The sequence below is a fragment of the Ahniella affigens genome (assembly GCF_003015185.1).
Taxonomy (GTDB): domain Bacteria; phylum Pseudomonadota; class Gammaproteobacteria; order Xanthomonadales; family Ahniellaceae; genus Ahniella; species Ahniella affigens.
In genome coordinates this window covers 3,623,379-3,642,077 of the sequence record NZ_CP027860.1, presented here as the reverse complement: position 1 = coordinate 3,642,077, position 18,699 = coordinate 3,623,379, and the positions used below count along the sequence as shown (strand labels likewise).

General features: G+C 60.7%; 13 protein-coding genes and 1 pseudogene. 2 read left to right on the top strand and 12 right to left on the bottom strand.

Going from position 1 to position 18,699, the window contains the following annotated elements:
* Window positions 1–42: 42 nt before the first annotated feature.
* The 8 genes from moaA to C7S18_RS14040 form a co-directional block, all read right to left on the bottom strand.
* Complete coding sequence (gene moaA / locus C7S18_RS14075; protein ID WP_106892169.1) at window positions 43–1,059, bottom strand: GTP 3',8-cyclase MoaA; 1,017 nt, start codon at window positions 1,057–1,059, stop codon at window positions 43–45.
* The gene (locus tag C7S18_RS14070; RefSeq protein ID WP_106892168.1) at window positions 1,056–1,841 is read right to left on the bottom strand and encodes an MBL fold metallo-hydrolase; all 786 of its coding nucleotides are present in this window, start codon (window positions 1,839–1,841) and stop codon (window positions 1,056–1,058) included. Before C7S18_RS14070 ends, moaA begins: the two co-directional genes overlap by 4 nt.
* Window positions 1,838–2,566, bottom strand: a complete 729-nt coding sequence (locus tag C7S18_RS14065) for a 3-deoxy-D-manno-octulosonic acid kinase (protein WP_170113269.1) — start codon at window positions 2,564–2,566, stop codon at window positions 1,838–1,840. The genes C7S18_RS14070 and C7S18_RS14065 overlap by 4 nt, the downstream gene beginning before the upstream one ends.
* Before the next feature lie 408 nt (window positions 2,567–2,974).
* A complete protein-coding gene (locus C7S18_RS14060) occupies window positions 2,975–4,417 on the bottom strand; it encodes an efflux transporter outer membrane subunit (protein WP_146151926.1) in 1,443 nt (480 codons plus the stop codon).
* Window positions 4,410–7,637, bottom strand: coding sequence for an efflux RND transporter permease subunit (locus C7S18_RS14055; RefSeq protein WP_106892165.1), 3,228 nt, complete (start codon window positions 7,635–7,637; stop codon window positions 4,410–4,412). The genes C7S18_RS14060 and C7S18_RS14055 overlap by 8 nt, the downstream gene beginning before the upstream one ends.
* Window positions 7,638–7,640: 3 nt before the next feature.
* A complete protein-coding gene (locus tag C7S18_RS14050) occupies window positions 7,641–8,723 on the bottom strand; it encodes an efflux RND transporter periplasmic adaptor subunit (protein WP_240623899.1) in 1,083 nt (360 codons plus the stop codon).
* Window positions 8,724–8,918: 195 nt separating this feature from the next.
* On the bottom strand, window positions 8,919–9,578 hold the full coding sequence (locus C7S18_RS14045; protein WP_106892163.1) for a TetR/AcrR family transcriptional regulator: 660 nt from the start codon (window positions 9,576–9,578) through the stop codon (window positions 8,919–8,921).
* Between the two features lie 257 nt (window positions 9,579–9,835).
* Window positions 9,836–10,615, bottom strand: coding sequence for a hypothetical protein (locus C7S18_RS14040; RefSeq protein WP_106892162.1), 780 nt, complete (start codon window positions 10,613–10,615; stop codon window positions 9,836–9,838).
* A gap of 255 nt (window positions 10,616–10,870) precedes the next feature.
* On the opposite strand from C7S18_RS14040, the gene C7S18_RS14035 reads away from it, so the two are divergent.
* Entirely contained in the window at window positions 10,871–11,920 is a 1,050-nt protein-coding gene (locus C7S18_RS14035) for a glycosyltransferase family 9 protein (protein ID WP_240623898.1), read from the top strand.
* Between the two features lie 18 nt (window positions 11,921–11,938).
* On the opposite strand, the gene C7S18_RS25380 is transcribed toward C7S18_RS14035, so the two are convergent.
* From C7S18_RS25380 to C7S18_RS14020, 4 genes and pseudogenes are all read right to left on the bottom strand, one after another.
* Window positions 11,939–12,190, bottom strand: a complete 252-nt coding sequence (locus C7S18_RS25380; RefSeq protein ID WP_484456016.1) for a Sua5 family C-terminal domain-containing protein — start codon at window positions 12,188–12,190, stop codon at window positions 11,939–11,941.
* 200 nt (window positions 12,191–12,390) lie between these two features.
* A pseudogene (locus tag C7S18_RS25375) lies at window positions 12,391–12,933 on the bottom strand (L-threonylcarbamoyladenylate synthase); the annotation flags it as partial.
* Window positions 12,934–12,941: 8 nt separating this feature from the next.
* The gene (gene ppa / locus C7S18_RS14025; protein WP_106892160.1) at window positions 12,942–13,490 is read right to left on the bottom strand and encodes an inorganic diphosphatase; all 549 of its coding nucleotides are present in this window, start codon (window positions 13,488–13,490) and stop codon (window positions 12,942–12,944) included.
* A gap of 127 nt (window positions 13,491–13,617) precedes the next feature.
* Complete coding sequence (locus tag C7S18_RS14020) at window positions 13,618–14,175, bottom strand: M23 family metallopeptidase (RefSeq protein WP_106892159.1); 558 nt, start codon at window positions 14,173–14,175, stop codon at window positions 13,618–13,620.
* A 159-nt stretch (window positions 14,176–14,334) separates the two neighbouring features.
* Here C7S18_RS14020 and C7S18_RS14015 point away from each other — a divergent pair, with 159 nt between their 5' ends.
* Complete coding sequence (locus tag C7S18_RS14015; RefSeq protein ID WP_106892158.1) at window positions 14,335–17,835, top strand: right-handed parallel beta-helix repeat-containing protein; 3,501 nt, start codon at window positions 14,335–14,337, stop codon at window positions 17,833–17,835.
* Window positions 17,836–18,699 lie beyond the last annotated feature (864 nt).

Genomic DNA, 18,699 nt, shown 5'->3' with positions numbered 1-18,699 from the left:
GCGCCGACATGGCTGAGTTCGGCAGGCTTGTGTTCGGCCACGTCATCCTCCAATCCGAAACATCTCGACGCGCCCGGCCGCCTCACGCTCGCGCTCGGCGCGCTGCTCACTGTAGCGGTCGGCACGGCGCGACCAGAGTGCGGCAATGCGCTCTTGCAGCGATTCGGGCGAATCCAGCCAGGGTTTCAAGTCGATGCCCTGGTGGCCGAACAGGCAGGTGTAGAGTTGCCCGTCTGCAGACAGGCGCGCCCGGGTGCAATCGCCGCAGAACGGCTGGCTGATCGAGCTGATAAACCCGACCTCGCCCTGGCCATCGACAAAACGATAGCGACTGGCCACTTCGCCACGATAGGCAGCCTGCACCGGTTCAATGGGCTGCCACGCATGAATCCGATCGCGCAGCACCAGCGAATCGACGACATCGTCGCGTTGCCAGCGGTTGCAGGTACCCACATCCATGTACTCGATGAAGCGCACAGTGATATTACGGGTCCGAAACTGTTCGAGTAGCGGCAGCACTTCCGACTCGTTTTTGCCGCGCAATACCGTGCAATTGATCTTGATTGGGGCCAGCCCAGCCGCCACGGCCGCATCAATGCCAGCCAAAACGCGTTCGAGCGAGCCGTAGCCGCCGCTCAGCGTCTTGAAGATGTCCGGATCCAGCGCGTCCAGGCTGACCGTGATGCGCTTTAGTCCGGCTCTTGCCAGCGCGTCGGCCTTGTCGGCGAGCAACTCGCCATTGGTGGTCAACGCGAGGTCTTCCACGCCCGGCAGGGCAACCAACTCGGCAATCAACTCGGGCAAGTCCGGACGCAGCAACGGCTCGCCGCCGGTCAGACGCAACTTGCGCACGCCCAGCGTCAGAAAGCTCTGCACAATCTTCAGCAAGTCCTCGCGTTGCAGCCAGTCGCGGCGTTTCAGGAACACCGATGGGCCGCCGAATCGTTCGACCGGCATGCAGTACGGGCAGCGATAATTGCAGCGGTCAATCACCGAGATCCGCAAGTCGTGTAACGGGCGGCCACGTTGATCCAGCGTGTCAGTCGCGCGCAGCGTCATGGCGCTGGGCTCCACGCCCGAGTGGCCGATGTCCAAGCAGGCTCGGGCGCCGGCAGTGCTAGCGTTTGGCCTTGCTTCGCTACCTGCAGGCCGCGGCTCAAATAGACTTGCCGCTCAGCGTCGCGCCGATAGTGATAGATCCAGATTCGCGCCAGGTATTCCGCGTCATAGGTGGCAAGCAAATCCTCAATTCCGGTATGGGACGGATTGCCTTCGACCGCGCAGTCATGCGCGATCACCGTTGGCGCCTTGGCATAGCGTTGCAACTCAGCCGGAATCGGTCGGGTATCACCAGTCCACAAAAACGAGCCACTCAGTGCCAGGCCAAATGCCGTTTGCGGAATGTGGTGTGACACTGCGAACACGTCGAACCAGAGCGCCTGATGCCAAAACCCGCGACTGACGGGAATGACCTGGAACGCGTCCCAGAAATTTGCGCCGCCTTCGGCCAGAGGGCTTGGGTAGTCGGCGACGCGCGCCTGCAGTACGGGCAGCAAGTTTGCCGGTACATAGAGGCGGCAACGACCGCTTCGCTCGGCGTCAAAAATCAGTTGGTAATAGAGCCGCTCCATGCCGCCGACATGATCGAGATGCGCGTGCGTGATAAACAACGCCATCGGTACCTGGCCATAGCGGGCTTGGAACGCGCGGAGTGCGGATTCGCCGCAGTCGATCATCATGACGGGTTGACCGTCCCGCTCCAGCACGCCTGAAGCCGAGTTCAGATCTTCGGCCTGGGCCGAACCCGTGCCGAGCCAATGCAAGTGCCATGTTGTGCTCATGACCAGCGTGCTCGCTTCAAGGCCGCAAAGGCGTGTGCGTAGTCGTCCAATATCTGCTGCCAGGCCGGTTCAAACTGCTGCATCCAACGCTTGCCCTGAATTTTGTGCAATGACTGCCAGAGCCGCTGTAAGTTTTCTTCGCGCCAGATCAGTTTGGGCGCGCGAACTGTGGCCCGGTCAAAATCGATGACCCAGGCTTTGTCCTGTTTGTCGATCAGAATGTTGTGCGCGTTCAGATCGGCGTGCCAGACATTGGCGTGATGAACTGCGGCAATGGCCGCCATGACCGCAGACCACGGCACCGAGCTCGCATCGCGACGCAGCCGGTCGGTCAGGGTTTCTGTATCGGGTATGGCGCCCGTCAACAAGTCGCCGCGATAAACCAGGCCATTCCGGCGCACCCGCGCGAGCAGCGGCTTGGGTACGGGCAGGCCATGGGTGGAAAGGGTCGCAAGCAGCCGGAACTCGCGTATGGGGCGGGTTTGTTCCAAGCCGGTAAACAGGTAGCGGTCGCCCAACATCACCATGATCCGACCGCCTCGACGATACGCGCGGTGCACACCGATTCCGACCGGCGTTTCGAGCAGATGGATCTGGCCTCGCCCGGCGCGCTCGGATTCGACGCGCGGCGCTGCCTCCAACCAATTCGCATTGGGTGGGTCAGAGAACACATCAGCGTCATAGAGCCAGGCGTCGGCGCCTGCCTTGATCATTGTCGGGGACACGTCGGGCATCCAGGCAACGGCTGCAAATTGTGGCGGAAGCTTGCCGGGAATGCACCCGGGCCGTTTGTCGAGCGGTTGGCTACTGGTCAATGACTGGTTTCTGCTGCAGATCGCTGAAATTTCCCTCGCTTCTGCAGGATAACGTCGCCCAATGTGAACCCCAGCCCGGATCAAGTCCGGGCTGACGAATTGCGTGTCATGATCTTGTCTCAAGCCCACAGGGCGACCCAACGCATGCCCCAAACTGCAATCAGGCATGGCGCCCAAAGACTCCCGGCCCGCCTTGCGTCACCCCGGACTTGATCCGGGGTGAGTTTAGGTTTGTCGCAATAGGGCAGCGACCCTGCAACGTAACCGTTGGGCGTACTGGCAATCCGGTTGTCAGGACGCCGACGACTCGTGCACCCGCTACCGGCCGTCGGTCTCCAGATCGCCCAGCCGGACTTCAGGATTGGCCTTCGCCGCAAAATCGCCCGCCAACGCTTTGTACAGCTGTACCAGTGCCGTCGCGCGGTTCGTTTCCGCAGTCACGGCGCGCGCTTCGAAATCGATCCGCGTGCGCTCGGCATCGAGATAGCTAAGCGCGTCGTCGGCGCCCACCTCGAACCGCAGCCGTGACAACCGAGCCGCTTCGCGCGCATCGTCGGCCGCTGCCGCCAGATTCACCGCGCTTTCGTTCGCGGCTCGGTAGCCCGCCAGCGCGTTCTCGGTTTCCTCCAACGCGCGCAGTACGGTCTCTTGATAGACCGCGATCGCTGCGTTCTTGCGGGCGTCGGCCGCGCGTACGTTTTGCTTGACGCGACCGAAGTCGAGGAACGACCAACTGAGCGACGGGCCCCAACGCCAGCGTTCTGAACTGGCACTACCGAGTTCACCGGCCGACTGTGCCGTCCAACCGAACCCACCGAGCAAATTCAGCTTCGGAAAGTACTCGGCCATTTCTGTGCCGACGTCGGAATACGCGGCGGCCAACGTGCGTTCGGCCGCGTAAACATCCGGACGCCGGCGCAGCCAGTCCTCTGGTTTGCCCGTGGCGACCAGGCTCGGCAACGCTGGCATCGACGCCTCCGGGCCAATCTCGGTGCGCAGTGTGCTGACCGGCCAACCGGTCAACGCAGCGAGACGTTGTTCCTGGCGTACGATGTCAGCGCGCAGGCGAGACACATCGGCGGCTTGCGCGGATTGCTGGGCACGCAGGCGGGTCAGATCCAATTCGTTGACCCGGCCAGCCTTCAGCAGTGCACCAATCAGGCGCACGCTTTCGACCAAAGACTGCTGGTTGGCTTCGGCGAGGCGATACTGTTGCTCCGCCCCGCGCAACGCGAAATAAGCCTGTGCCGTCTCGGCCACGATCGACAGACGCATCTGCTGCAGTTCCGCGGCCGCCGCATCCTGGCGTCGGACGATGGCTCGCTTCTGGTTGCGCAGGCTGCCGAACAAATCGATTTCCCAAGTCGCATCAAACCCCGCGGTGTAATTGTCGGTGCGGCCTTGGTCGGATGGAATGAACGGGTCCTGGCCACTCGGCTTGCTGCGCTCGGCTTCGGTGTCGGCAGTGACCGTTGGAAACAGCGAGTAGGGCGAGAGCCCACGCAGCGCGCGGACTTCTTCCCACCGCGCGAATGCCTGCGCGATGCTCGTGTTGTCGGCCAATGCGCGGGCAACCAGACGATCGAGCGCCGGATCGCCAAACGCCTGCCACACGCCCGTGCCGATGTCCTGTTGGCTCGCTTCGGTATTGGCCTGGTCGAACCGGTTTGGTAAAGGCGAATCCGGACGTTGATACGCCGGGCCCACCGTGCAGGCGGCGAGCAGCAGACTGCTGATGATCACCGTCAAAGGCTTAAGCATGATGCACTCCTTGCGCAGCCGGCGCACTCGCGTAGCGATCCGACAGTTTGCGAATCACCACATAGAACACCGGGGTAAAGAACAGGCCGAAGAACGTGACGCCGAGCATTCCGGCAAACACCGTCACACCCATGACATGGCGAACTTCCGCACCAGCGCCGGATGCAAACACCAGCGGCAGCACGCCCGCACAGAATGCGAAGCTCGTCATCAGAATCGGGCGGAGACGGAGACGGCACGCTTCGATCGCGGCGTCGACAATGCCCTTGCCTTGTTCTTCCAGATCACGCGCGAATTCGACGATCAGAATCGCGTTCTTGCACGCGAGGCCCATCAGCACGACCAGGCCAATCTGGGTGAAGATGTTGTTGTCGAGGAAATTTGGTGGATACGCGGGTGGGAACACTTTCAGACTAAGACCGTGCACTGCATTGACCAGCCAGATGCCGCCCATGGCCGACAACAGACACATCGGCACGATCAAGATCACGGCGAGCGGCAATGACCAGCTCTCATACAGTGCGGCGAGCACCAGATAGACGAGCAGCACACAGAGCGGGAACACCAGCAGCGCCATATTGCTCTGGTTGACCTGCTCATACGTCAAACCCGTCCAGGCAATTTGCAAACCACGCGGCAGCATTTGCGCGGCCATGCCTTCGACCGTACTGACCGCTTGCGTCGACGACATCAGGGCTGGGTTGATGCCAGCAGACAGATCCGCGGCCGGGTAACCGTTGTAGCGGATCACCGGATCGGGACCGTAGCTTGGGGTGATTGACACCACACTGCCGAGTGGCACCATGTCACCGCGATCATTCCGCGCCTTTAGTCGGGAAATATCGCCGATGTCATCGCGGAACTGGTGGTCGGCCTGCGCGTAAACGCTATAGGTGCGTCCAAACAGGTTGAAGTCGTTGACGTACGCGGAGCCCAGGTAGACCTGAAGCGCGTCGTAAATAGCGCTTAGTGCCAGCCCTTGTTCTTTGGCCTTGGTGCGATCGACGACCGCATCGAGCTGCGGTACGTTCGACTGAAACGAACTCAATACCGAGTAGGGATCGAAGCCCGATGCCTGCCGCAAGGCACCAACCATGGCCTGCGTCTGCGTGTTGAGTTCACCGTAGCCGACTCCCGAACGGTCCTGCACAAAGCCCTCGACACCTGCCGCATTGCCCAAGCCCAGTACGGGCGGCGGCAGCAATGCAAACGCGAGGCCTTCCTGGATCTGCCCGAACTGCATGTTGATGTTCTGGGCAATCTCGGCTGCTTCCTGATCGCGCTCGCCCGCTGGCTTCAAACCAATGAACATCAGGCCGATGTTCGGCGTGTTGACGAAATGGATGGCGTTCAGGCCCGGGAACTGCACGGCATTGTCCGTGCCCGGCGTGTTCAATACGATCTCGCCCATTTTGCGGATGACGGCGTCGGTGCGGTCCAGCGTGGCACCTTCCGGCAGCAACACGCCCGCGAACAAGTACTGCTTGTCCTGAGTGGGGATGAAGCCCGTAGGCACAGCACGGAACACAAAAAAGCTCGCAACCAGCAGCACGCCGTAGATCATGAGCAGCCGTGGCGCCCGCGAAATGGTGCCACCGATGCCGCCGGAATACTTATCACCGGCGCGCTTGAAGACGCGATTGAAGGCCGCGAAAAAGCGTCCGAACAGGCCTTCGATCAAGCGACCCAGCGCGTCTTTGGGTGCGCCGTGTGGTTTCAGCAGCACCGCAGACAGGGCCGGAGACAGGGTCAATGAGTTGAAGCCTGAAATCAGCACCGAGACCGCAATGGTTACCGCAAACTGGCGATAAAACTGGCCGGTGACGCCATCGAGAAACGCGAGTGGCACAAACACCGAAGCGAGCACGAGCGAGATGGCGATGATCGGCCCGGAGACCTCAGTCATGGCCTCATGCGCGGCTTCCAGCGGGCTCTTGCCCATTTCGATATGACGCTCAACGTTCTCGACCACCACAATCGCATCGTCGACGACGATACCGATGGCGAGCACAAGGCCGAACAGCGTCAGCACATTGATCGAGAAGCCGAGCAGCCACAGCACGGCAAACGTGCCGACAATCGAAACCGGCACTGCGAGCAACGGAATCAGTGACGCGCGCCAAGTCTGCAGGAACAGCACGACCACGATGACCACCAGCGCGATGGCTTCGAGTAGCGTGGTGACCACCGATTGAATCGAGTGCCGCACGAACACGGTCGGATCGTACTCCACGCTCCACTTCACGCCTTCGGGGAACGTCTTTTCGAGCTCTGCCATGCGCACGCGCACCGCATCCGACAGTGCGATCGAGTTTGCGCCCGGGGCCTCGAAGATCACGATGGCGGCCGCATCCTCATTGTCGAGCAACGAGTGCAACGAGTAGGTGTTCGCACCCAGTTCGATACGCGCCACATCCTTGAGCCGCGTGACCGCCGTGCCTTCCGTCTTGACGATGATGTCGCCGAACGCCTCAGGAGACTCCAGGCGGCCTTGCGCGTTGATCGACAATTGCACGCCGGTGCCGTTGGGCATCGGTGCGGCGCCAATGGCGCCGGCCGACACCTGCTGGTTCTGCTCCCGGATCGCGTTCAAAATGTCGGTAGCAGTGAGATCGCGAGCGGACGCTGCATCCGGGTCGAGCCAAACGCGCATGGCGTAGTTGCCGGCACCAAATGCCAGTGCCTGGCCCACGCCTTTGAGGCGCGCGAGTTCATCTTTGACGCGCAGATTCGCGAAGTTCGACAAGTACAGCGCGTCGTAACGCTTGTCTGGCGATGTGAGGTGCACCACCATCGTGATGTTAGGCGACGACTTCGCGGTGGTCACACCGAGTTGGCGCACGGCCTCTGGCAATCGCGGCAGTGCCTGCGCAACGCGGTTTTGCACTTGCACCGCGGCGAGATCGATGTCCGTGCCTTGCGCGAACGTCACAGTCACATTGACCGCACCGTCGGACGACGCGACCGACTTCATGTAGATCATATGTTCGACGCCGTTGATCGCCTCTTCCAGAGGTGCCGCAACGGTGTCGGCAATGGCTTTGGGGTTGGCGCCTGGATACAGCGCGGTGACCTGCACCGATGGCGGTACCACTTCCGGGTACTCGCTGATTGGCAGGTTCGGCATGGCGATCAACCCGGATACAAACACCAGGATCGACAACACCGCCGCCAGAATCGGTCGGTCGACGAAGATTCTTGAGAAATCAGAATGTGCCACGACTTAGCCTCCTGCCTGCGCACCAGGTGCCGCTGGAGCCGCTGGTGCTGGCTGATTCGGTTCGTTCATCGGCACGTCACGTGGCTTGAGTGGCTGACCCGGGAAGAAGATCTTGCGCACGCCATTGACCACCACCCGGTCACTGGCACTGAGCCCGCTCTTGATGATCCGAAGGCCTTCAAACGTGTCGCCCAGCACCACGTCATGACGCATTGCCAGGCCTTTGTCGTCGACGGCCCAGACGTACTTGCGATCCTGGTCCGTCATCACCGCTTGCTCATGCACGAGCAGCGCCTTTTCGGTGTCCTTGCCGAGCAGGCGAACGCGGGCAAACAGCCCAGGCGTCAACCGGCCATCGGGATTGGCGAGTACCGCGCGCGCGCGAATCGTGCCGGTTTGCGGGTTCAGGCTGTTGTCGACGAAGTCGAGCGTGCCCTGGTACTTGAACTCGGTGTCGTCTGACAAGGCAACGGTGACCGGGTTATTGTTGTTGGCGCCTTGATTACGTGCCTGATACTGCAACCACGCACGCTCATCGCCATCAAACACCACATGGACCGGATTCACTGACACGAGCGTACTCAACACCGGTTCACCTGGCGACACAAGGTTCCCCGGCTTCAATTCGGCGGCGCCGATTCGGCCCGCAATCGGCGCGCGAATCTGCGTGAAGTCGAGGTTCAAACGCGCTTGCTCCACCCGTGCGGCGGCGGCCAATTGATCCGCCTCGGCTTGCCGTAACTCGGCTGAACGTGCGTCCAACTCGCCCTGCGAGACCGCTTTGGCTTCGATCAGCGATTGGCTACGCTTCAGCTCTTCCTTGGCCAGGGTCACGCGGGCCTTTGCGCGCGCAACATCGGCTTCGGCCGCTGCGACGGCCGCGCGATATTCGCGATCGTCGATCGTAAACAGCAGATCGCCTTTTTTGACCAGGCTGCCTTCCTGGAAATGGGTACCGGCCAGGTAGCCGGTAACGCGCGGGCGGATTTGGACGGTGTCGACGGCCTGAATGCGACCGCTGTATTCCTTCCAGTTGACGATGTCACGCAACACGACTGCCGACACCGATACATCTTGCGGCGGCATCTGGCCTGCCTGAGGGGCGCCGCCAGAGCATGCCGCGAGCACGAGCGGCAGCAGCAGAGACGCCAATACGAGGGAGCGACGGTGAGTTCCTTTCACAGAATTCATGAGGGGCCTGTCTGATTAGATAAATGGAATGACGGCGTCTTAACGACGAGGCAATGCAAATTGGTTGAGGCAACAACGATTGGGCGATGGTTAGCCAGACGTGGTGGACGAATCAGTGGGAGCGCGCGCGCTCACGGCAGCAGCCGTTGCGGCGGATGGATCATGCGAATCAGCAACTGCAAAGCCCGCAGGGGGCAATGGCCACAGTTCCGGATGCTGGGCCAGATGTTCGACCCAGGCGAACAGACGCTCACGCGCCGGGCCTGGCATCGCATTGGTATTGAAGAAATCCTGCCAGAACGTGCCCTCGGCTGCCAGTAGGAGCAAGTAGGCAAACAGGTCCTGGTCATGCCATTCCCAGCTTGCGAACTTGCGGTGATGGTAAGCGCGCACCGGTTCGAGCAAGCCTGGATCCACCATGGCCGCGCTCATCATGCCGGTTACAAAGCGCTTGTGGTCTTCATCCTGCTGACCCATCTGGCAGCGAATCTGACCCAGCATTTCGGCTTGGCGCGGGCAGCTGCAGTGTCCGGCAAGCATCTCGGCATCGTCTTCCCAATCTTGCAAATCGGCCTCGATGAGACCACGCAAGAGTAGTTCCTTCGTCGGGAAGTGATACGTAATGCCACCGCGAGTCACACCGCTTTCGGTCGACAACTCATCGAACGTCAAATGGCCCGCGCCCTTGGTCTCGACGATTTTTCGAGCGGCAGCGAGGATTTTGTCTTTGGCTTTGGCGGGTCGGTTCATAGGTTGTTACTGTACAGAACGTTTTGTACAGAAACTGTGCCGTTCGTCACTGTGGATAGGAGGTTTTCGCATAGGAGCGCTAACCTATTGGATTACATGGGATCAATTTCCTTGCGGAAATGTGAACATCTTTGGCCGGCGTGCCAAGGGGCGACGTTGGGTAGCGGCGCGCATCGTCATGGACGTGCAAGAGTCAGTGCGGGCCCTGCCGCTTGGCTCCCCGCAATCCGAATCAGAGGACTCGTGTTGAAGCGACCTCATTCTCCATAAAGCGGCTCGGCGTGCCGATCGCAGCGCAGAAACGTGTTGGTGAAATCGTCCAGGCAATAGCGTTCAGTCACTTTCATGAAGTCCTGCTTCTCGCCCGCGTCATCCCACAAGTAGTCCACGTGAACGCTGTCCACCGATCGCCCGTCCTCAGAAAGTTCGGCCGATAGTAGGCCGGTGCTTGCGCATAAGTCTGGACCGTAGCCACCCAGGGCGATTGCGCGTCGGAGCATTGGTTTTTGAACGTCGACGATCCAGATCGAGAACGCCGCCGAATCGCAGGCACCGTTATTGCCCTCGCCGCTGCGCGGGGGGTTGATGTGGTAGGGCAGGACCAACAGTATCCGGTGCTCGTCCAGAGGTATCTGGTCGCCAACGATCGGCTCATCAATGGCTGCTTGGAATTGTGGCGAATCACTCTGCCAATGTGGATGCGCAGGGCCGTCCCACGCCGCATCCTGGAATCGCAAGCTGATGTCTTCGACCTGCTGGTCGCTGAGCGCGGTCCCTTCAATGTTGACGTCCGCATTGTTCGACAGCCGCCACTTAGGGAGACAAATCTGCCACTGCTCTTTGGGTGAATCGAGTTGGACTTGTTCGTAGACGTCGTCGGCCCAAAGCTCAGGACTCGTGCGATTCGGGTCGGGACGATCCAGGTAACCGCCCCCCGGATTGGCGAATCGCAAGACCGTGGCTTGCGCCGGATGCGAGCCAGGGAGGCTGTCTGCGATCTTGAGATAGCGTGCGTCTTCAAGGTATCCGAGATCCATGTCTTGGTCGCAGGGACTTGGCTTTAACCCAAGGTACACCCCGATCCCGAATCGTCATCCTGGAAGCCGCGCAGCGGATTCCGGGATCCAGGGCAATCTCGCGGCCGATTCCGAGAGACTCCTCGCTATGGCAAACGTCGATGCGTGGCGATTCCCGTTGGCGATGCTCACGCCGCTGCCCATCCAATCGACCAGGGGTGGTGTCTAGCGCACGGAACCCTTACTCTGTGGCGTTCTCTGTTGATGCCGCGTGTCATGAAAATCTGCCTGTTTCGACTATCTGCCCTAGGTGATGTGGTCCACGCGCTCGCGTTGGTCAGGCGCATCCAGACCCATTGGCCGAAGGCTGAAATCACCTGGGTGATCGGCAAGTTCGAGCACAAGCTGGTGGGCGATGTCGCGGGCGTCACGTTCATTCCGGTGGACAAGAAGCAAGGTTGGGGAGCGCGCAAGCAGCTGAAGGAACAGCTGCGCGGGCAGGAGTTCGACGCCTTGCTGCTCTGTCAGATCGCATTTCGCGCAGGCGTGTTGTCGTCGGCCATCAAGGCGAAGCGCCGGATCGGATACGACTGGGGTCGATCCAAGGAGTTGCACAGTTGGTTCATCAACGAGCGCATCGCCGCGCCGCGACACTTCCAGCATGTGCACGAACTGCTGCAGAGTTTCGCGGACGTGCTCGCCGTGCCAACGGCGCAGACGCGTTGGGACTTGCCGGTTCCGGACGAAGCGCACGCGTTTGCCGACGCGCATTTGCCCGGCAAGATACCCACGCTGATCATCAGCCCTTGCTCGAGTCACCGCCTGCGTAACTGGCATGCGGAGGGTTATGCCGCGGTCGCGATGCATGCGATTGAACGTTATGGCCTGCGCGTGGCGCTGTGCGGTGGTCCGAGCGACATCGAAAAGGACATGGCCGCGGCCATTGAGGCCCGCTGTTCGAAGCCGCTGGTCAATCTCGTCGGCAAAGACACACTGAAGCGCGCCATGGCGCTGATGCAGCGCGCCATTGGCGTGCTCACGCCAGACTCCGGTCCGATGCACATTGCCAATGCGTTGGGCGTGCCCGTGCTCGGCTTGCATGCGGCGTCCGACAGCCGACGCAGCGGCGCGTTCGGTAATCTGCGCTACACCGTCGATTGTTTTCCGGCGGCGTGCGAGAAATTCGAACACAAGGCGCATGCGGACACGCCCTGGGGCACGAAGATCGAATACGAAGGGGTCATGGACCTGATTCCGGTCCAGGCGGTCATCGCTAAGCTCGATCTGTTGATGGCGGATCGCGTCGCCAAATACGCGCCGGATTGATCGGCGCGCTTGCGGCAATCAACTGCCGTCGAATTCCGGGTCACGCGCACTCGCGGCACGTTGCAGTCGGTCCTGCACCGCGATCCACGCAGCCAACTCGGGCGGCGATTCAATCAGAATCCGGTCCGCGCCTTCCTGATCCAACATGCGGAGCGCGGCATACAGATGTCGCGCGTATTGCTCGGGTGTATTCGGCAACGCCAATCCGTCCAGACCCGATGGCAGTGGCCCGATACTGAGCACGCGCACCGTTTCGTCATCGCGTTCCAACTCTCGATAGCGCGCGTCGAGCCGACTGCGACGGACCAACTCCGCAGTCGTCCGGGGGCATAGTGCGATGCGAGCGAGCCAGAGACTCGTGGCGTGTCAGCGCTTGTTTGCCTTGCCCCGGGCGCTTCCGGCGAAGCATGCAACACCGCTTCAATCTGTTCGGCCGTGATCAGGCCGGGTCTCAGAATTCGCGCAAAGCCCGTGCTGAGATCGATAATGGTTGATTCGATGCCGACCTGACACGGACCCGCGTCGAGCACGACGGGCACCGCTTCGCCAAATTCATCGCGGACATGTTGCGCGGTGGTCGGGCTGACGTGCCCAAAGCGGTTGGCCGAGGGTGCCGCAAGTCCGCCGCCAAAGGCCTGCAAGACAGCTTGCGCCCAAGGATGCGATGGCACGCGCAGCCCGACGGTGTCTTGCCCGCCAGTGACGAGATCACTGACATTGGCTTGGCGCTTCAAGATGAGCGTCATCGGTCCCGGCCAGAAGGCTTGGGCCAATTGCAACGCGGCGACCGGCACATCGATCGCCCAATCCGACAGTTGTTTCGCATCGGCCAGATGCACAATAAGTGGATGATCGGCCGGGCGGCCTTTCGTCGCAAAGATGCGCTGCAGGGCTTCGGGGTTGCGGGCGTCACCCGCCAACCCGTAAACCGTTTCGGTCGGCAAGCCAATCACTTCGCCGCGACGCAACGCGGCAACGGCTTCAGTGATGGCTTCGAGACGAATCGGCAGCATGGTGCGGCTTAGAAGTGCGGCTTTTCTGGGCTGGCGAGATAGCGCTCAACTGACTTGATGATCTCGGCTTCAGTCTCCTCCGGTCCGCTCCAGCCCGACACTTTGACCCACTTGCCCTTTTCGAGATCTTTGTAATGCTCGAAGAAATGCTGGATGCGATCCTTGGTCAAGTCAGGCAGATCGTCGATGGTTTTGACGTGATCGTAAGCGGGGAATACCTTGCTGACTGGCACCGCGATGATCTTGGTGTCTTCGCCGGCTTCGTCGACCATGTTCAACATGCCGATCGGGCGCACGCGAATCACACAGCCAGGCACCAGCGGCAGCGGCATCACGACCAGCACATCGGCCGGATCGCCGTCACCCGACAGCGTGTGCGGGATGTAGCCGTAGTTGCACGGATAACGCATCGGCGTCGTCAGCACGCGATCGACAAAGATCGCGCCCGAGGCCTTGTCGACCTCGTACTTCACCGGCTCGGCGTTCATCGGAATTTCGATGATGACGTTGACATCGCGCGGCACATCCTTGCCGCTCGGGACAAGATCCAATCCCATGGTGAGACTCCTGATTCAAAAGGGGAACGGCCAAGTGTAATTGGAACCAGCGGAGTCGGCGCTCTACGTGGGGGCATGAGTTCATGCTCCCCTCAGCATTGCCGCGCGGTCAGGTGGGCTCGTTGGGCTACTCCTTCGCATCAAACCCGTCGATCGGATTGACGAAGAACAGTCGCTTCCAGCTCTGCGGGCCCGGTCGCCACTGCCACGGCAGGGGAATCAGACTGAGCTTGCTGTAATGCAGATGCGGCGGCTTGCCTTGCGCATTGCCGGTGTCACCCACCGTGCCAAGTTGCTTGCCGCGCCAGGCGAACCAGCCGGCTTTCCGGTCGATCTGATCCAGGTGCGCGAAGTAGTGCAGACGCCACTTCGGGCCAAGCACGAGCACGATGTTGCCGCCCATTTCGATGTTGCCGCGAAACAGCACCAAACCTTCAACCGGACTAAGCACCGATCGACCTTTCGGCGCGAAGATATCTACGCCTTTGTGCACCCCGGATCGACCCCAAGGGTGATACCAGAACGATTGCGGGTGGTAGTCGCCCTGGTTCGCACCGGCTACGGGTATGCGTCCGCTTTCAGGCCACAGTATCGGCAGAATCAAGCACAGCAGTAGTACGCGCCAGAACCGACGTCTGCGGTTTGGCTTCTTGTTGCTCCTGGCCTCTGTATTGGTGTCGGTCATGGTTTCGGTGTCGGTTGCTGCGTTGATTCCAGCACAAGTGCCCCGCCTACTGTGACTCCGAATCGGTCCGGGCAACGTCGCCAAAAGGGCGATTGTCTGACCTGTCCGGATTTCGGCGGGTTCTCGTTTCCAGGGGCAAGACCCAATCGGAGACAGAACATGAAGCAGAAGCAGTTGGTTAGCGCGATGTCCCTTTGCCTGCTCGGTATGTATGGCTTGAATGCCATGGCCGCGACGTTTCAGGTGACCAATACCTTGGATAACGGCAACGGCTCGCTGCGCAGCGCCATTACGCAGGCCAATAACGCAGCGGGAGCGGACACGATTACATTCGCGATCTCGACGGGCGCGCAGACGATCAACCTGCTGACGCAATTGCCGGCGATCGGCAATGGTGGCCTGACCATCGATGCTGAAACGCAGCCGGGTTTCAATGGTTCACCGCTGATTCGGATTGATGGCGCGTCGGCGGGCGCAACGTCTGATGGCTTGGTTCTGAATGGCACCCAGATCGCGGTGCGAGGTCTGGTGATCACGCGATTTGGCGGACAAGGTGTGCGCATCAACGGCAACGACAATGTGCTGGTCGGCAACTACATCGGTGTCGGTCACGACGGCAGCACGGCCCTTGGCAATGGTGATTGCGGTGTGCGAATTGCTGGCAGTGGTAACTACATCGGTGGCACGCTTGGCAACCAGCGCAATGTGATTTCCGGTAACGCTAACTACGGCGTGCTATCGGCTGGTGGCTTCGGAAACAACTTGATCATGAACAACCGGATCGGAACGAATGCATCCGGAACTGCTGCGATCGGCAATGCCGTCGGTGTCCGCATTGCCAGCCCAGGCAACACGATCGGTGGTGACGGTCCGCAATATCGCAACGTCATTGCGGGCAACCTGGGGCATGGCTTGGAGCTCGTTGGCAACAACAACAAAGTCTATGCTAACTATATCGGCCTGGGCTTGAATGGCAGCACGGTGATTGCCAACCAGTCGATCGGCGTGGACGTGAGCGGCAGCGGTAACGAGATCGGTGGCATCGGCGTGAAAGGCAACACTATTGCCGGCAATGTTGGCCATGGTGTCTATGTCCAGAATGCCGCGACGGTCTTCGTGCGCGGCAACCTGATCGGCATGAATGTCGCCGGCACCCAGGCGGCCCCCAACCAAGGCGATGGCTTGAGCATCGATGCCACGCTGAGCGCCGTGGTGGAATCGAATTTCATCAGCGGCAACACGGGCAACGGCGTGGGCGTTCGTGGATCGACCGCGAACCCTGAAGTCGTCGAGTTGTATGGCAACTTCATCGGCGTCGACGCATCGGGTACCACGGCACTGCCAAACCTGGGGCAGGGCGTCGCCCTGTACCAAATGGATGGTCAGAGCAAAATCGGTGCAGTGAACAAAGGCAATGTCATCAGCGGCAACGGCGACGACGGCATCAACCTGCGCGAGTCCGCGAACGTCAGCATTGAGGCCAACCGAATTGGCGTCAGCATGAACAGCGGCACGCTGATCGGTAATGCCGGGGTGGGCATTCAGGTCGACGCGGGGACCAACATCCAGATTGGTGGCGTGCTCGCGAGCCAAGGCAATGTGGTCAGCGGCAACCTTGAGGGCGGCATGGGCCTGCGCGATGGTACGAGTGCGACGATTCGAAACAACAAGGTCGGGCTCGATGGCTCTGGTAGCGCGCCGATGGGTAACGGCGGCGCCGGAATTGGCGTCGGCTATGGGGCCAATGAGATTCAAATCGGCACTGCCAATGCCGGCAACGTGGTGTCCGCAAACAGCGGCGTCGGTGTGTTTGTGATGGAAGGGGTAGTCAATGTTGTCGGCAACCGAATCGGCACGGATGCCGCGGGGTCACTGCCGTTTCCGAACGAAGGTGGTGTTGGGGTGAGTGGGGCGGCAGACGTGCTAATCGACAGCAATCTGATCTCTGGCAATCACTCTGATGCCATTGGCGTCGGCAGTTTCGAGTCAGTCGTCGAGATCATCCGCAACAAAATCGGTACCGATGCGACTGGTCAATCGGCGATTCCAAATTCGTCCGCGATGCGCATTGTTGCCGCGGCCCCTGGTTCCAAGATTGGTGCGCCGGGGCAGGGCAACCAGATTTCTGGCAACACACGTGGCATCACGTTAGACGACACGACGAGCGGCTTGCTGATTCAAGGCAACAACTTCGGCTTGAACGTTGACCGCACCCAGGCCTTGGGTAATGACGAATGGGCGCTCAGCGTCGATGGCAGCAACCACCAAGTGGGTGGTGCGGGCGATGCGGGGAATGTATTTGCCGCCTCTGGTTCGGGTTTGGAAGTACACGGCTCCGGGCATCAGATCCAAGGCAATCGCGTTGGCACCAATGCCGCGAACGCCACCGGTCTCGGCAACTACCACGGTATTCATGTCGAAGGTGCCAGCGACGTGCTGATTGGTGGCGCGCCGGGTCTCGGCAACACCGTGGTCAACAGCACTTGGGTCGGCATTAGCGTGGTCGACAGCTTGCGTGTACGCCTGCAGGGAAATCTGGTGCATCACAATGTCGAGTATCCAATCGACTTGAGTCCGAATGCCGGCACGACTTTGAACGATGCATTGGACATCGATCAGGGCCCGAACGAGCGCCAGAACTTTCCGACCGTCATGACCGCCACGGTGAACGGCGCGAATCTACAGCTGACCGGCGTGCTCGACAGCAAAGCAAATGGTACCTACCAAGTCGAGCTGTATCACGCCTCGGTGTGCCATGGTTCTGGCTACGGCCAAGCCGAAACGTATCTCGGCGAGACCACCGTGCTCACCGATGGGCTGGGTCACGGCACCTTCTCGACGCTGATCAACAATGCGCCGGTGACTGGTTTTGTGACCGCCATCGCCAGCGACGCGGCTGGCAATACCTCGGAATTTGGTCCCTGCCTCGCGATGGGTGCCGCCAACGCCGGTCAACTGAACTTCGATCGCTACTGGACGATGACGTACGAAGACCTGGGCGTCGCAGCCGTGACGATTACGCGCAGCAACGGGTTCCAAGGCGCGATCTCGGCACAGTTCACGACCGCGAACAACTCCGCATTCGCCGGCAGTGACTATGTCAGCACAACGCAGACCGTGAGCTTTGCATCTGGCGAAAGCAGCAAGGTGGTGCTCGTGCCCCTGATCTCGGATGGCCCCGGCGAGAATATGGAAGACTTCGATATTCACCTGACCAACGCAACCGGTGGTGCCACCCTCGGCAGCCTGAAAGATGCCCGCGTCGCAATCTACGAGCAGGAAGCGAACAACGTGCACGGCAGCATCGAAGACGTGTCCGTGACCGAACCGACCAGCGGCCAAGTGCCCGCAACGTTCACGATCACCATCGGCAGCAACCCCTCCGTCCGCACGATTATCTACACGACCGAAGACGGCACCGCAACCGCTGGTGGTGACTACGTAGCAACCAACGGCACCCTGACGTTCCAACCCGGCGAAACCAGCAAGACCGTGACCGTAATGGTGCGCGCCGACGGCAACCTCGAAGACGGCGAGTACTTCAACCTCCGCCTGAGTGAGAACGATTCCGGCTTGAGCTTGCTTCGGGAAGTGGCGGTAGGGGCGATTGCGAATACCGGTGGCGCGATGATTTTGTTCAGTAGTGGGTTTGAGGATTGATTCACTCGGCGTCTTGGCAAGTGCGGAGCGTGTTCGCGTGCAGTTGATGGGCGACCAAAGGATGTACTTCCAAGTGATGGGCGACCACACGATGTACTTCCACGTTATGGGCGACCACGCAATGCACATCCATGAGACTGTCAGCAGCGCACCGAAGGCCGGCCTTTCTCAGCAGCACCGACCGAGGTCAGCCAGCATGCGAAGCCTCCAGCAAACAGGCAGTATTCAGGCAGTCGCAGGACAGTTTCAAAAAAGGGCGCGTCCGTTCAACGCGGCGCGCCCTGCCTTTTGTAGGAGCGGCTTCAGCCGCGAACCAATCTTGCCGTAAGCGTGCATCCAGCACGTAGCAACATCGCGAGCCGCGCCCATGCAAGTGTGCCTTCTCTGGCTCGCGAGAAGACGAAGTGTAGCCATGCAGCGAAATGGCAAAACCTATTGCCGTCACCCTGGAGACCGCGTAAGCGGGATCCGGGGTCCAGGGCAAACTTGCGATTGGTCAACAAGTCATGCGCGGCCTCTGCGGCCATGCTCTGCTCGCGGATCGCAGCGGGCAAACTCATAGCAAGCAGCCCCCATCCCAGCCTTCCCCCGCTGGCGCGGGAGAAGGAGAAGTGCGGCCTTGCGGCGAAACGGCCGATTCTATTGCCGTCACCCTGGAGACCTCGTAAGCGGGATCCGGGGTCCAGGGCAATCTTGCGAGCGCAATGCTGTCAACGCCGATTGAATCCTGACCCACCCTGCCGAAGTAAAACTGACCCACCCACCGAGTCAGTCTGCCGCAGTTCCGGCTTTCCGCCCTCTAATCGATCGGCCTCTTCGGCCAGTGCGCTGCGACGCGCTCGAGTTCGACGCTGCGGAAGCGGC